At 64.1% G+C, this 13,059-nt stretch carries 13 protein-coding genes; 3 read left to right on the top strand and 10 right to left on the bottom strand.

Annotation, left to right across the window (positions count from 1 at the left end):
* Positions 1–59 precede the first annotated feature (59 nt).
* Both KTJ77_RS11625 and KTJ77_RS11620 read right to left on the bottom strand, forming a co-directional pair.
* A complete protein-coding gene (locus KTJ77_RS11625) occupies positions 60–1,382 on the bottom strand; it encodes a uracil-xanthine permease family protein (protein ID WP_217338703.1) in 1,323 nt (440 codons plus the stop codon).
* 213 nt (positions 1,383–1,595) lie between these two features.
* A complete protein-coding gene (locus KTJ77_RS11620; RefSeq protein WP_217338702.1) occupies positions 1,596–2,720 on the bottom strand; it encodes a hypothetical protein in 1,125 nt (374 codons plus the stop codon).
* 146 nt (positions 2,721–2,866) lie between these two features.
* Between KTJ77_RS11620 and KTJ77_RS11615 the strand changes: the two genes are divergently transcribed.
* Positions 2,867–4,048 carry an amidohydrolase gene (locus KTJ77_RS11615; RefSeq protein WP_217338701.1) on the top strand — a complete coding sequence of 394 codons (1,182 nt, stop codon included), beginning with the start codon at positions 2,867–2,869 and terminating at the stop codon, positions 4,046–4,048.
* Positions 4,049–4,243: 195 nt separating this feature from the next.
* Positions 4,244–4,969 (top strand): hypothetical protein, encoded by a 726-nt coding sequence (locus tag KTJ77_RS11610; RefSeq protein ID WP_217338700.1) that lies wholly within the window; start codon positions 4,244–4,246, stop codon positions 4,967–4,969.
* Between the two features lie 206 nt (positions 4,970–5,175).
* On the opposite strand, the gene KTJ77_RS11605 is transcribed toward KTJ77_RS11610, so the two are convergent.
* The 7 genes from KTJ77_RS11605 to KTJ77_RS11575 form a co-directional block, all read right to left on the bottom strand.
* Positions 5,176–6,057: a phosphoribosylaminoimidazolesuccinocarboxamide synthase gene (locus KTJ77_RS11605; protein WP_217338699.1), complete on the bottom strand. Its 882-nt coding sequence runs from the start codon at positions 6,055–6,057 to the stop codon at positions 5,176–5,178.
* Between the two features lie 40 nt (positions 6,058–6,097).
* The gene (locus KTJ77_RS11600; protein WP_217338698.1) at positions 6,098–6,907 is read right to left on the bottom strand and encodes a siderophore-interacting protein; all 810 of its coding nucleotides are present in this window, start codon (positions 6,905–6,907) and stop codon (positions 6,098–6,100) included.
* Between the two features lie 110 nt (positions 6,908–7,017).
* A complete protein-coding gene (gene purD / locus KTJ77_RS11595) occupies positions 7,018–8,289 on the bottom strand; it encodes a phosphoribosylamine--glycine ligase (protein WP_217338697.1) in 1,272 nt (423 codons plus the stop codon).
* Between the two features lie 119 nt (positions 8,290–8,408).
* A complete protein-coding gene (locus KTJ77_RS11590) occupies positions 8,409–8,765 on the bottom strand; it encodes a sterol carrier family protein (protein ID WP_217338696.1) in 357 nt (118 codons plus the stop codon).
* A gap of 10 nt (positions 8,766–8,775) precedes the next feature.
* Complete coding sequence (locus KTJ77_RS11585; RefSeq protein ID WP_217338695.1) at positions 8,776–10,290, bottom strand: AAA family ATPase; 1,515 nt, start codon at positions 10,288–10,290, stop codon at positions 8,776–8,778.
* Between the two features lie 95 nt (positions 10,291–10,385).
* Positions 10,386–11,699: an APC family permease gene (locus KTJ77_RS11580; RefSeq protein ID WP_217338694.1), complete on the bottom strand. Its 1,314-nt coding sequence runs from the start codon at positions 11,697–11,699 to the stop codon at positions 10,386–10,388.
* Positions 11,696–11,911, bottom strand: coding sequence for a hypothetical protein (locus KTJ77_RS11575; RefSeq protein ID WP_217338693.1), 216 nt, complete (start codon positions 11,909–11,911; stop codon positions 11,696–11,698). The genes KTJ77_RS11580 and KTJ77_RS11575 overlap by 4 nt, the downstream gene beginning before the upstream one ends.
* A 137-nt stretch (positions 11,912–12,048) precedes the next feature.
* Between KTJ77_RS11575 and KTJ77_RS11570 the strand changes: the two genes are divergently transcribed.
* A complete protein-coding gene (locus KTJ77_RS11570) occupies positions 12,049–12,375 on the top strand; it encodes a potassium transporter Trk (protein ID WP_217338692.1) in 327 nt (108 codons plus the stop codon).
* Between the two features lie 5 nt (positions 12,376–12,380).
* On the opposite strand, the gene KTJ77_RS11565 is transcribed toward KTJ77_RS11570, so the two are convergent.
* The gene (locus KTJ77_RS11565; RefSeq protein WP_217338691.1) at positions 12,381–12,992 is read right to left on the bottom strand and encodes a zinc-binding alcohol dehydrogenase; all 612 of its coding nucleotides are present in this window, start codon (positions 12,990–12,992) and stop codon (positions 12,381–12,383) included.
* Between the last annotated feature and the right edge of the window lie 67 nt (positions 12,993–13,059).

Below are 13,059 nucleotides of genomic sequence, written 5' to 3'. Positions count from 1 at the left end.
ACGGTGGGGGGAACATGAAAGGCGCCACCCCGGAGGGCGACGCCTTTCATGAAGGGGGCCTAGTTGGCGGGGTCGCCACCGAGCGGGCCAACCGCGGGGATCGGGCCGCCGTCGTCGGCGCCAGTTTTGCGTGCGCGAGCGATCGCGTTGCCAACGTGGTAGATCACGAGGGCTGCGACCGTGCCGAGCACGATGCCACCAAACTCGAAGCCTTCCGGCTGCCAGGTGAAGCCAGCGATCGCAATGACGAGGGAAACGGCAGCGGTGTACTGGTTGACGGGACGTGAAAAGTCGACGCGGTTGTCGACCCAGATCTTGATGCCGATGATGCCGATCAGACCGTAAAGCACGGTGGTCACGCCACCGAGCACGCCCGCCGGGATCGAGTTGAAGACGGCGCCGATGACGGGCGACATTGACAGCACGATGGCAAATAGACCCGCGACCCAGTAGACCGCGGTCGAGTACACGCGCGTTGCCGCCATGACGCCGATGTTCTCACCGTACGTCGTGGTTCCGGAACCACCGAGGCCACCGGCGAGCACGGTGGCGGCGCCATCGGCGATGAGGGCCTTACCGGTCATCTGGTTGATCGAGTCGTCTTCTGCCATCGATGCGACGCCGCGCACGTGGCCGACGTTTTCGGCGACGAGCACGAGAACGACGGGCAGGAACATCGCCATGGCCGACCATGTGGACGGCGAGACGAAGTCGGGGAAGTCAAACTGCGGCAGACCGACCCAGGCGATGCCCTCGAGGTTCAGATCGACCTCACCGCGAACGGCGGCGACGATGTAACCGACGATCACGCCGAGGAAGATCGAAATGCGCCCGAGGAAGCCGCGGAAGACGACACCGAAGATGATGACTGCGCACAGCGTGATGAGCGCGGTGATGGGGGCCGCCTGGAAGTTTGCCCACGCGACAGGCGCCAGGTTGAGTCCGATGAGCGCCACGATGGCACCGGCAACAACCGGCGGCATGAACTTGTCGACCCACGCCACACCCGCAGTGTGCACAACGACACCGATGAGGGCGAGTAGCACACCAACAGCGACGATCCCGGCGAGCGCCGAGCCGGTGCCGCCGACCGCGACAGCGGCCGTGACCGGTGCGATAAATGCAAACGATGACCCGAGGTAGCTGGGCAGCTTATTGCCGGTGATGATCAGGAAAAGGATGGTTCCGATACCGCTGAACAGCAGCGTCGTCGATACCGGGAAGCCGGTGAGAGTCGGAACCAGGAAGGTCGCGCCGAACATGGCGATGACGTGCTGAGCACCCATCGCGATAGTCGACGGCCAACCGAGCCGTTCGGTGGGTTTGACGATGGCGCCGGGCTTAACGGCCTGGCCATCGCCGTGGCGGGTCCACAGGGGCATTCGGGCACTCCTTTAAGGGGAAGAAGAAAGGACTACCCAAACGATAGCGAACCTGAACAATTGCTGAACGCGAAAACGGCGAGATTTCACGATGAGATCCTCGCCGAGACCCGGGCGGGGGGTACTCGGGTCACGATCACCGGCCTCGCTGACCACATGCGAACCGCGGCGACGACCCCTGCCCGCGGGCAGGGAGCGGATGATTCGAACGGCTTACCGGCTCGCGAAGAGCAACTCGCGCCGCGTCAGAAGTTGGTACAACACCGACGTCGGCGTGCCCTCCGTCGGGGTCAATACCACGGCAACCGTGCTGTCTTTTACGAATACGTCGCTGACGGTGGCCAGCGTCGAGATTCGCTGCTTGGAGGAGAGAGTCGCTCCCTGCTCCCATACAGCCCGCAGAACCTGCGCGCCGTCCTTTGCGCCGTCTTCCGACAGGAAATGGTAGGTCGCAATCCAGCGGGCAGAGCCGTCTTCGACTGTCCAGCCCAGGCCGACGAGGTCGTAAGGGGCGGGCGGAACCAGGGCGTCGAACTCCGTGAATGCGGCTTCCGCTTCTGCTGGGGTTGCGTCGGGGCCGAGGATGGTCTGACCGCTAAATACTGCGGGCTGCGAAATGACCGCAGACAGGGCGCCGTACGCGTCGAGCGCTTCGGCGATGGCTTTCATGGCCGGGTCATCGGCAAGCGTCCCGCCGTCGCCGGTGATCCAGGATTCGGCGAGGTCGGTTTTCGAGCTCAGCGCGATGAGGTTGCCCTCCTGCGCGAGGCGTGTGGGGCGGCCCATGCGGTCGATCGCGTCGCCCACTCGGGTGAGATCGACGGCTAAGTCCTCGCCGTCCAGATCCGTGACGATACCGTCGGAGACCTCATTCAACGTGTTTGGCAGCTCAGGCAAATCGCCAGCCACCACGGTAAAGGTCACCGGCAGTGCGGAGTACGAGACGAATCGGTCAACGTTCTGTGCGCCCCACCCCAACGAGTCCGTGCTGTATCCATCAGACTGCGGCAGGAGGAAGTCTGGCAACGGCACGAAGGCTCGCTGGTCGTTGTCGGGGGTCGTGAGTTTGATGAGCCAGTCGTATGACGTGTCTGAGCGTTCGACACCCGCGAGCTCAGCAATGGCCGCAACGTCGGCGGCGACAAAGTCGTAGCGCTCGGCGTCACCCGCAGGCACCTGACTGGCCGCCGCCGTCACCGAAAACCCGGAGTTAAAGTCTTTCTCAACCGACGCGGCGCACCCACTCAGTGCGAGGATCGCGGTCGTCATCACGCCGGCGAGAGCGAGGAACCTGCGCGAATGCTTACGGCTTGTTGTGCGCGATGAGTCATCCAACATGTGTTCCCCTAATCCCCTTGTCCCCGAGGCTGCCACCCGCTGGTTCCGCCCCACACGGTCGGCTCGACTGTCACCTTGAGGGTACTCGCTCGTAGGGTGGAGTGAAGCGCACATCGCTGTGCGCGGCTTTCGATACGAGGAGTGACATGACGACGTTTGCAATCACCGGTGCCCACATTGTGCCGATTTCTGGCGAAGAGTTTGACGGAACCATCGTGGTTGCCGACGGGAAGATTGTGGCCCTCGGGCCTGACGTCGCTGTTCCGGACGGAGCCGAAGTCGTCGACGCGATGGGACGCTGGGTGCTGCCCGGGCTCATTGACGCCCACGTGCACGTCGGCACGCACGAAGAGGGTGAGGGCAGCGGCGACGACGACACGAACGAAATGACAGACCCGGTGACTGCGGGAGTGCGAGCCATCGACGCCATCAATCCGTTTGACCCTGGATTCAATGAAGCCCTCAAGGGCGGCATCACAACTGTCAACGTCAACCCCGGTTCTGGCAACGCGATCGGCGGTCAGGCCGCGACGCTGAAGACCTTTGGCCGCCGCGTTGACGACATGGTGATGCGTGCGCCGAGCGGTGTGAAGAGCGCGCTGGGTGAAAACCCGAAGCGCGTGTATGGCGGTAAGGACAAGACGCCGTCGACGCGACTGGGCACCGCGATGGTGATTCGCAAGGCTTTCGCGGAGGCGCAGAACTGGATCGACGAGGGCAAGACCGGCCGCAACATTGCGCTGGAACCGCTCATCGCGGTGTTGAAGCGTGAGATTCCGTGGCGTCAGCACAGCCACCGCGCCGACGACATTGCCACCGCGCTGCGTCTGCAGGAAGAGTTCGGCTACGACCTGGTTATCGACCACGGAACCGAGGCGCACGTGATTGCGGATGTGTTGGCAGAGAAGGGTGTGCCTGTGCTGATTGGGCCGCTGTTCACCACAAAGTCCAAGGTGGAGTTGCGCGGCCGCTCGATCGCGAACCCGGGCAAGCTCGCCCGCGCTGGCGTTGAAATTTCGCTCATCACCGACCACCCGGTTATTCCGATCAACTTCTTGATGCACCAGGTGACCCTCGCAATCAAGGAGGGGCTGGACCGCGAAACGGCGCTCCGCGCCGTCACGATTAACCCCGCGAAGGTACTCGGCGTTGACGCTCGCGTTGGCTCGCTCGAGGTCGGAAAGGACGCTGACCTCGTGCTGTGGTCGACCGACCCCGTCGACATCATGGCGCGCGCCGAGCGCGTCTGGATCGATGGCGTTGCCGTGGGTCACTACGACGCCGCAACGGCAGACTTTGTCGTGATTGAGCGCGCCCCCAAGTTCTAAGCCCCCGCCCGGCGTGGTTCCGCCCTGCCCCGGCGCGCCAGCGGCGATACACATTTTGGTCGGCGAAACCCGCTCGGGCCGCATGTTTCTCGCCGACCAAGATGTGTCTCGGGATGGTGGGGCCGGAACCACGAAGCGGGTCGCTCGTCCAGCTGATGGTCAGACACGCCCCAACAAGTGGCGTACCGTTGAATGGTGGTCTCCTATTCAGCCCTGACCGACCATTCCGCCATCACACAAGCCTTTGACGAGTTCGACAAACTCGGTCGCGAACTGTTCTTGATCCGTTACGGATTCAAAGAGGTCAACGACTCGTTTGTTGTCGCCCGAAGTGGCCGCTACGACACCCGCGCACTCTTCGCTGCGGCCTACGAATACCAGACAGGTGACGCGCTCAGCTCGCGCCAGATCTCGGGCTTCGCCGGTGCCGCAACGCAGTTCACCGCGCTGGGCTATGTCGTCGTCGGTGCAAACGATCAGAAGGATCGTGAGCGCTTCACGTCGTTTGATGCTGCCTTGTCACGTGTGCGGATTCCCGTCGAAAACCTGCCCGCCATCCGTGAGTTCTTGGCTCGTGGACTTTACGCCGAATACTACGTGCCTACGTCGGGCGCATATATCGGCTTGAAACCCCGTTCCGGTAAGCCGCCGCACTTCGTTGCCGCGGGTTACATCGCCCATCGCGAAGACGACGGTCGCGCTCGCGGCTTTGATCTTCCGTACAAGCCTGCGCTGCGCCGATTCGCGCCATCGAAGCCGATTCGCCCAGCGTCCACAACGCCGTCAACGCGCGTGAAGAGTAACAAGCCGTCGACTCCGCAGTCGCGCGCGGCAGCCGCTGCTGAGCGGCCGATCACGTACTGCGAGACGTGTTTCCTGGCAGTGCCCGCCACGGGTATCTGCCCGAACTGCGACGAATAAGACGCACAAAAAGCGAGCGGAACCTTCGACTGTTGTCGAGGTTCCGCTCGCTTTGTCATTTCCGCGCGCCGGAGTTCGTGCTTCCCCCGCCGCAATTCCTGTTGTGCACGCCGTGATTCCTGTTGTGCACGATGAGATTCAGGAGAACGCGCGACACGACGTGATTTTTGGCACCCTGCCGCGTTTGCTCGTGCAGAACAGGATTGTCAGTCGCGGAGGCGGGTGAGGAGTTCCGCGTACTTGGCTGCCGTCTGGTCGACGATGTCGGCGGGCAATACCGGGGGAGTGCCCTGCTTGTCCCAGTTGGCGGCGAGCCAGTCGCGCACGATCTGCTTGTCGAAGCTTGCCATGCGCTCGCTTGGCGTGGTTCCGGTCTCCCAGGAATGCTTGTCCCAGTAGCGCGACGAATCGCTCGTGAGAACCTCGTCGGCGAGGGTGAGCACGCCGTCGGCGTCGTGGCCGAACTCGAACTTGGTGTCGGCGAGAATGAGGCCGTGCGCTTCGGCGATGGCTGCGGCGCGGCGGTAGATCTCGAGGGATGTGTCGCGCAGATCCATCGCGATCTCTTCGTCTACGATCTCGGTGACGCGCTCGAACGAGATGTTTTCGTCGTGCTCGCCCATCGGCGCCTTGTACGCCGGCGTAAAGATCGGCTCGGGCAGGCGGTCGCCGTTGTTGAGACCCGCAGGAAGCGCGATGCCGCAAACGGTTCCGCTCTCCTGGTATTCAACCCAGCCGCTGCCGGTGATGTAGCCGCGCACGACGCATTCAATCGGCAGCATGGTGAGCTTCTTCGCGACCATGCTGCGCCCGGCCACCTCGGCCGGCGGCTCTTCACCCGTCAGGTGGTTCGGGATCGCGCGGCCGCCATCGGCACCGGCGAGCTGCTCGAACCACCAATCGCTCAGCGTCGTGAGCAGCGCGCCCTTGTTGGGGATCGGCGGCTCAAGTGAGAAGTCAAACGCGCTGATGCGGTCGGACGCAACGACGAGCATGCGCGCGGCATCTCCCGACGTCGGTTCGTACAGGTCGCGCACCTTGCCCGAGTACACGTGGGTCCAACCGGGAATGCTCACAGGAGAAGTCACCGTTTCATTATCCCCCGTGTGCTCGGGCGGTTTCGACGGGTTACTCGTCGTCGGGATCCATCGGGTCGATGGGGGCGTGGTGGTCCCACGCGACAACGCCGGTGCGCCAGTAGCCGCTCACCGCGACCTGCGCCGCCGGCAGGGCGAGGGCGCGACGCAGGTGACGCCGCACCGTGATGAGGTTGGCGGCGTTGCCTGCGACAAAAACGAATGTGGTGTCGGTGATGCCGATCTCCGTGAGCGCCGCGATCGCGGGCTCAGCGGCGTTGGCCGTGACGATGACGGTCGCGCGATCGCCGACGTAGTTCTGCACCCAGGCTCCGTCGCCTGAAACGGTGGCGATCACGAAAACCTCGGCACCCGCCGGAGCATCGGCCACCCACCGTGAAGCGGAGGGCATTGCGGTTTCGTCGGCGACCACGATGAGGCGCTCAACGCCTGCGGGGAACGAACGTGATCCGCGCGGGCCGCCAATGACGAGAGCGGAACCAGGTGTTGCGTTGAGTGCGAAGGAGGCGGCAGGGCCGGGGTTCACGTGCGTGTAGAAGTCGAGGTCAAGTTCGGTACCGTTGGCCGTTTCGCGAATCAGCGGCGTGAAGTCGCGGGAGATAACGGCGGCCGGGTTTCCATCTTTCGGCGTGGTGATGACGCCGGTCTCCGGGTTCGGCAAGAACAGCTTGATGTGGTCGGCCGCCCCGTTGCTCATGAATCCAGCGAGGTCGGCGCCACCAACTGTGAGGCGAACCATGTCGGGAGCAATCCGCTGCACTGCCGTCACCTGCAGGTGACGCAACACCAACTCGTGGCGGATAAGTTCGCGGTGAAAGAGAGCAGTCTGTTCCGTCGTCATGGTTCCAGCTTAGGGCAACCTAACTTAGCCCGGATCCTGGTTCCGGATCGCGCGACCGGCGAGGGCAAACCGGCGCACCAGAAGAGCCGACGGCACCGGGCCCAAAAGAGTTACTCCGAGACGACGCGTGCCGCGATGTCCTTGCGGTACTGGGCTCCCTCGAGCTCGATCTTTGAGAGCGCGGTGTACGCGCTGGTGCGGGCCTCCGCGAAGTCGTTGCCGAGGCCGACGACGTTGAGCACGCGTCCACCGGTGGCAAGCAGAGCGGAACCATCGGCGGCGGTCGCGGCGTGCGCGATGTGCACGTTGGGGGTTGCCGCGGCGAGCTCGAGTCCGGTGATTTCGCGACCGCTGATCGGGTTGGCTGGGTAGCCCTCGCTTGCGAGAACAACCGTCACCGCGGCCTTCGACGAGAACTCCGGCAGCGGCTGGTCCTCCAGGTTTCCAGACGCAGCGGCGAGAAGCAGCTCAGACAACGGGGTGACCAGGCGGGGCAGCACAACCTGCGTCTCGGGGTCACCGAAGCGCGCGTTGAACTCGATGACCTTGATGCCCTGCTCGGTGAGGATCAGGCCGGCGTAGAGAAGGCCGATGAACGGCGTGCCCTCGCTATCGAGCTGACGAATGACGGGCAAGGCAACCTCATCGGTCACCTGCTGCACGAATGCAGCCTCCGAGCCGAACTGGTCGGCCAGCCACGGCAGCGGGGAGTACGCACCCATGCCACCCGTGTTGGGGCCTTCGTCGCCGTCGCCGAGGCGCTTGTAGTCTTGCGCCGGGCTGAGCGGGCGCACCGTGTCGCCATCGGCGAGGAAGAACAGGCTCACCTCGGGGCCAGAGAGGAACTCTTCAACGAGCACCGGGCCGACGGGGAGATACGTCTCCGCGTGCGCGAGCGCCTCGGCACGGTCAGCCGTAACAACGACACCCTTGCCCGCGGCGAGCCCGTCTGCCTTCACGACGTACGGGGCGCCGTACTCGTCAAGCGTGGCAGCAACCTCGTCGAGCGTCGCGGCGCGGGTTGCGCGGCCGGTCGGAACGCCAGCGGCATCCATGATGCGCTTCGCAAATGCCTTAGAGCCCTCCAGTGCGGCGGCTTCCTTGCCAGGGCCAAACACCGGAATCCCGCGCTGGCGCAGGGCGTCGGCGACACCGGCGATGAGGGGCGCTTCCGGGCCAATCACGACGAGGTCGACCGCGTTTTCAATCGCGTAGTTGGTGACAGCCACCGGGTCGTTCGCGTTCAGCGCGACCGGCGTGGCGTCCTGGGCGATGCCAGCGTTGCCCGGCGCAATGAAGAGGTCGTGAGCGGTGCTCTCCGACTTCAGCGCAAGGATGATGGCGTGCTCGCGGGCACCGGAACCGAGAACCAGGATCTTCACACCCACAGCCTATCCGGCGCACCGCCATCCGTCTGATCCGGGCCGTAATCTGGCGCTCCGCTTCTCACCGGAACCATTGGTTCCGCCGCAGGCTCACGGCGCAGTGTCACCGCCGCAGGTTAGGGGCGCAGGGGGAGTAACGCTGAGATGTCGGCGCGGGTGCCGCTCGCCGAGATGAGGCCTGCCGCGTACAGCTCGCTCCAGGCGCTCGCACCCGTGGCGAGGGCGATCCAGGTGTCTGCGTCCGTTTCAACGACGTTGGGTGGGGTGCCGCGGGTGTGCCGCGGCCCCTCCAAAACCTGTACCGCACCGAACGGCGGTACGCGCACCTCCACGGTGTTGCCAGGTGCCTTCTCTGCCAGCAGTTGCAACAGATAGCGGACTGCGGTGGCGCGGTCAGTGCGCACCGTGGAACCGTCAAGTACAGCGGCTAGTGCGCGCCGACCGATCGTGGTGTCGATCTTTGGTGCAGGCACCGTGAGACCTTTACAGGCCCTGGGCGACTGCCGCGGCAGCGGCCAGCCACGCACGCTGCGTTTCCGGCTTCAGAGCGTCGTAGGAGAGCTTGCCTGCACGCATGGCAGGGTCAAACGGAATGACGCTCGCGGCACGAGCCATGGAGCGGAACCCGTCGGCAACCTTCTCGGCCTGCGCCGAGCCGCCCTTGTGGTCAGCCTGCGACACCACCACAACGGCGTCACGTGCGAGCTGCGCCGAGTGTTCGCCACGCTCACGCAGGGCTTCAAGCAGCAGTGCGCCAGCTTCAGCATGCTCGCCGCGGGCGGTTGTCGCGATGACAATCTGGTCGGCGCGGTCAATCATGCGACGCCAGCGGTCAGCCGACTCGTCATTGCCCGAGTCGATGAAGATGAGGCGGAAGTACTTCGCCGCCACACTGTGAATTGCGTCGAATTCGTTCATGGTGAGGCGCTGGTCTTCAGCCAAAATGTTCGGGTTTGAGCGCAGCACGTCGTACTTGTCCGCAACCTGGTGGTGCAGGTATCCGGTCAGGTCAGAAGCACGCGCCTCGGCCGACATCAGGGTCGACGCGTTGGGCAGCAACGCCTGCACCGTCGCTTCGTGCTGACCCTGCTCGGTACGCCAGCCCAAGGTTCCGCGGGTCTCGTTGTTGTCCCACGCGAGCACGCCAGAACCGCCGTTGCGGGCAAAAACGGCCGACAGCATGGCCGTGGTCGGAGTCTTCGACGCCCCACCCTTGCCGTTCACAATCGCAATCGTGCGCGGGCCTGACCAGTGCTGGCTGACGCGCGCGATGTCGGCACGCTCCGATGCCTCGGACGCGTTCGGTGCGAGCTTGAAGCCCACCTTGTTCAGGGCGCCGCGGAATCCGCGCTCGGCGCGGGCCGCCTCCGTTTCCTCTTCGATGAATGAGCGGCGGGCGGGGCCAGCAGCGCGCTCAGTGACAACGGCGGGGGCGGGAGCTTCGGTCACGGCGGGAGAATCCTGTTCGATCGGGGTGGCGGCAACGGGTGCGGAAGATTCGGGTGCCGGAACCACGGGAGTCGGAACCACGGGAGCAGTATCGGCTGCAGGGGTGACGGCGGGAGCGGCTTCCGTCGACGAAACCGGCGCAACGGGTGCGATGCCCCGCGCTGGCGTCGGTGTCGGAACGCTGCGCACGATCGGCAGCCTGCCGGTCGTAATCGGGGCGTCCAAGTCGGGGGCGCCCGCGGGCACGTATGAAACCTCCGGCGCCATTTCCATGTCGCGCTGGGGCGAGAGGGGAGCGGTGCTCTCCTCGACATTGCCATTCGGGTTGACAACAAGGTGCGCGGTGCCGGACGGATCCTTCGAAACCACGGTGACCGGGCGGTCTTGCTTAGCAGCGTGCGTCACTAGCACTCCGATCGCGCGGGCGCGGGCGCGCTCGACGGAGGACTCAGCGATCAGCTCGGTGCGATCGCCAATGACGACAACGCCGCTCCCATCCGGGCGAATGGTGGCGGTCGCCGGCGCGGGGTTGGGGGTTGATGCGGGCATAAGTTGTCCTCCGGTGACGTGCCGCACTCGTGGTTCCGGCACCATCGTTTAATGCGCTTACGCGAGACGCGCGACAAAAGCCGTGCCTCAGGAGTTTACCGGTCGCGTTCTGAACGTTGATCCAGAACTCGTGTGGCGGCATAGAGCACTCCGCCGAATGCGAGTAGCGCTGCGGCGAACAGCCACACCATCGGCTTCTGCTGGGTCAGCAACACCACACACGAGGCGATCCCCAGGTACGGGACGATCGTCCAGACGGTGAAGTGCTCGTGCGTGACCTTGTCACGCCGCAACACCAAGACCGAAATGTTTGCGCTCAGAAACACGATCAGGAGCAGAAGTACGACTGTTTCGGCGAGCGTGGCTAGGTCGCCGATGAGAGTGAGTCCGATCGCGATGACAGTCGTCGCTACGATGGCAACCCACGGTGTCTTCCGCTGCGGAAGAACGCGACCGAGCACCGCAGGCAACAGACCCTGCTCTGCCATGCCGTACGTGAGCCTGCTCGCCATGATCATGGTGAGCAGGGCGCCGTTGGCGACCGCGATCAGTGCAATGAGGGCAAACAACCAAGACGGGACGCCAGCTCCGGTCGCTTCGACGACGGCCAACAGTGGGCCGCTGGATTGCTGTAATTCTTCAGGCGAAAGAGCCGCAGAGCTAGCTAGTCCGACGAGAACGTAAACGACGCCGGCTGTGATGAGTGACGCGAACAGTGCTCGTGGATAGCTCTTCGAAGGGTTCTTTACTTCTTCAATAATGTTCGCCGATGTCTCGAAGCCCACAAATGAGTAGTACGCGATGATAGCGCCGCCGAGCACGGCGAGGGGGACGGGCACGTCTGGCGGCGACTGGCCTACACGACTGAGATCGCCACCGCCGGAGGCGACGAAGAAGCTGACAACCACAATGACGATAACAAGTCCGCTGAGTTCGATAGCGGTCATCACAAGGTTCGCGCCCATCGATTCACGAATGCCACGCATGTTCAACAGCCCGACCAGGAGAAGGAAGATCACCGCGGCGATCGCGGGCGGGATTGCGAGGAAGGTTTGGAGGTAATCGCCCGCAAAGGCGATCGCAAGCCCTGCAGCGCTCACCACCCCTGCGGCCAACATGCTGAAGCCGACCAAGAACGCGATCGGCCGGTTTCTAAAGGCGCGTTCCGCGAAGACGGCAGCGCCTCCCGCGCGCGGATACTTCGTGACCAGCTCGGCGTACGACCCCGCCGTGAGCAACGCTAGGAGGAGCGCGATCAGCAGGGGAGCCCACAGCATGCCACCGACTTCTGTCGACAAGACTCCCATAAGAGCGTAGATACCAGCCCCCAGAACGTCTCCGAGGATGAAGGCGAACAGCATCGGGCCGCTGATAGCACGGCGCAATTTCGTGTCTGCTTGAGAGCTCATCGCATACCTTTTTCGTTCATGAAGCCGCGGTCGGCCTCTACGGGCAATTGTTCGGAAGGCACGATCGTGAACAGTTCCCACCGAATCGCTTTTTTCAACGCCGCGCGCTGTTTCGGCGGCAAATCGGAGCGGCCAAATTGCACGCCTCGTTCCACGTGAGGGAGACGTCGTCGCCGCATGCTCGTCGTGCGAGCCTTGTGTTCGATCGTCATGTAGACACCATCGCGCGTGCGGACGCGCGTTCAGAAGGGGATTGCATCCGGAGGTGCCCCTGGGGTAGCTCGGCATCACGATTGTTTGAAAGGTGGATCGCGGCGAACGCTCAGGGACGCGGTGACACAATGGAGGCATGCCCGAACAGACTTCCACCACGGTGACAGAGGGGCGCGTGCGCCGCGTTCCTCGGTACGGCGTCTTCCTGGTGTTGGGTGGTGCTCTTGGTGTTCTCATTGCCGCAATTTTGACGTTGGCGTTTGATGGCATTGCGGAGCCGAGCGAGATCGGTGTGACCTACTCGCAGAGCCAGGTCTTCGGGTTCCTGATGCTGTACTGCGCAGCAGGTGGCGTCATGCTGGGCGCCATCGTCGCCCTCATCCTCGACAAGACCATTGGTCGTCGTACCCACACGGTGACGGTGCAGACCGAAAAGGTCATCGAAACCCCCGACGCCGCGTAACGCGCCTACCCGAGTTCGTCGACGACGGCGGCCAGCGCCGAGTCAAACGCGACGACGTCGGAGCGCACGGAATCGGTGATCGCGATCGTGAGTGCGCCGATCCACCACACGCCGCGCTGACTAAGCGGCAGCACTTCAACGTTCAACTCGAAGTCTTGCGCGCTACGCCCCGCTGTGCGATGCAACGTCGAAATCGCATTGACGTAAGGGCGTCGCGCCTCGCCGCCGCGTCGTGCTGACTCATCGAAGTAACGTTGCCCCGCCTGCGCCGCGTACGCCATGGCGGCAGGGGCGAGCGGAACCATGGCTGCGTGCAATTCGTCGGCTCCCGTCACGGGGAGTGCCACGTAATCTTCATAGCCGTCCAGCAAGTCCAGCGGCCCGGAGTGCGTGTGCGCACGTGGTTCCACCGTCATATCCCAATACAGGCGCCACTGGCGTTCGAGGGCATCATGTTCCGCGTCGGAGCGGACGGGATTGGCGATCGGCGCGTTTCGCAGGGTGGGGAGGTCGTGCCTGCCGCGAATGCCGAGGGCCTGCCTGGCGTAGAGCGCGATGATGATGGCACGGGATGCTTCCTCCCGTATCACCCACCGTGATTGCGCCTCTTCGCTCATGCGCCCATTGTATGAACTCCTGGTGGCGATGGGGCGAACGTTATACGGAGGATAGAAGGCCGCGAAG

This window comes from Microbacterium sp. NC79, from assembly GCF_019061125.1.
Lineage (GTDB): Bacteria > Actinomycetota > Actinomycetes > Actinomycetales > Microbacteriaceae > Microbacterium.
This window is presented reverse-complemented; position numbering and strand designations above follow the sequence as displayed.